This is a genomic window from Halococcus sp. AFM35, assembly GCF_051195015.1.
Taxonomy (GTDB): Archaea; Halobacteriota; Halobacteria; order Halobacteriales; family Halococcaceae; genus Halococcus.
This window is the reverse complement of record NZ_JBNTJU010000085.1, coordinates 1-1506: the sequence shown is the minus strand read 5'-3', so window position 1 is coordinate 1506 and position 1506 is coordinate 1. Positions and strand designations below refer to the sequence as shown.

The 1506-nt window shown below is 52.6% G+C and carries 1 protein-coding gene; it reads left to right on the top strand.

The window, feature by feature from the left end; genetic code table 11:
- Positions 1 to 102: 102 nt before the first annotated feature.
- Positions 103 to 1437 carry an IS701 family transposase gene (locus ACQUQO_RS18165; RefSeq protein ID WP_435080054.1) on the top strand — a complete coding sequence of 445 codons (1335 nt, stop codon included), beginning with the start codon at positions 103 to 105 and terminating at the stop codon, positions 1435 to 1437.
- Positions 1438 to 1506: the final 69 nt, after the last annotated feature.

Here is a 1506-nt window from a genome sequence, read left to right as displayed (position 1 = left end):
GCTCGACTTGGCAACTCTTTCCTACGCTCGCTGACGGGTCAGCGAGCAGTAGATAGTCGCATCGAACAATGGTTCTTGATGCGGTTCTGATGTTCTCGCAATATGCTCGGTGTCTCTCGACTCCCTCCGTGGGTTGCACAAGCCTTGGCGTCGTTCGAGTCAGTTTTCTCTGATCGTCGCAACGTTACCTCGTTCGTCGCGTTCGTGAGTGCAGTTATCAAGACCGAATCTCGCCACACCGTGAGTGAACTTGCCCGCGGGATTTCGCGTCCCGATGCGGACGCGAAATCCAGCCGCACCTATCGCTACTTTCTCGGTGACGCTGTGTGGTCAGCCATTGATCTCGCTCAGCACCAAGCTGCGTACATTTTCGACCAACTCGACGTCGGGGCTGGTGACGAGATTCTTCTCCACATCGACGATACCCACGTCTCAAAAACCGGCGACGCCACCGATGGCGTCGCCCGGTTGTACAATCCAGTCAAAGGAGAAACCGAGCTCGGGAACAAATTCGTCACGTCGTGTCTCCAAGTTGGGGAGATATATTTTCCATATCTCGCGCGAATGTACATCAAAGAGGAGCTTGCGCCAGATTTCGACGAGCCGTTCAAGAAGAAAACCGAGATTGCGGTTGAGAAGATCGTGACGCCGCTCCAGATTCCGTCTGGAGCGGCTCTCACTGTCGTGTTCGACTCGGCGTACTACGCTGGCGACAAGGTCAAACAAATCACAAATCAAGGGTATGACGTCGTCTGTCGCTACAAATCAAGCTATCACGTCTCTCCAGTGGGTGTCGTCTGGGACCTCCGCGTCGATGACTTCGCATCGACGCTGGAGTACGAAGACGTCACGATCACTGTGCGGGGGCGCAAGAAAACGTATAGCGTGGCGAGTGAAATCGTGGAAATCGAAGGACTTGGCCGGGTGAAATCGGTAACGAGCAAGACGGACGATGTGACTCGCCACTACATCAGTACGGATCTCGGCCGGCCAGCGGCCGAGATCCTCGAACTCGTCGAGCATCGCTGGAATATCGAAACGGTCCACGAGGAGTCGAATAAGCAATTCGGCTTCAAACAGTACGAGCTATGGGGAAAACAGGGAATCGAACGCTACATCCAGCTCGTGTTTCTCGCATGGACGCTGGTAACGCTCAATGAGCAAGCAGACGTCGGCTTTTGGGAAGATGGAGGCGGACTCAGCGTCCGCCTCAATCACGCACAAGCCGATCTTACTGCAGAGACAGTATTCCAAATCACCGAAGAGATCGACTCGTCGCTCCCGCGAGCGGAGCGACGAGAGGCCGTGCGTGAACGTGTCTATTTTTACTCGTGGTCCTCTATTGCGAATTTCTTTATTACAGATTATAGACCATATATCTCATTCAATAAACTGTGTGATTTCTATACCGAGGTTGTTCAGATAGCGATATCATAATAAAACGAGTACATAACCTTTCTCAGCTTAGACAGAATTGTCTGAATCAAACGATCTTGCCAAGTCGAG

What these genes read in the sequence shown, in the direction of transcription:
- ACQUQO_RS18165 (WP_435080054.1), top strand. Translation starts at nt 103, where the DNA reads ATGCTCGGTGTCTCTCGACTCCCTCCGTGGGTTGCACAAGCCTTGGCG.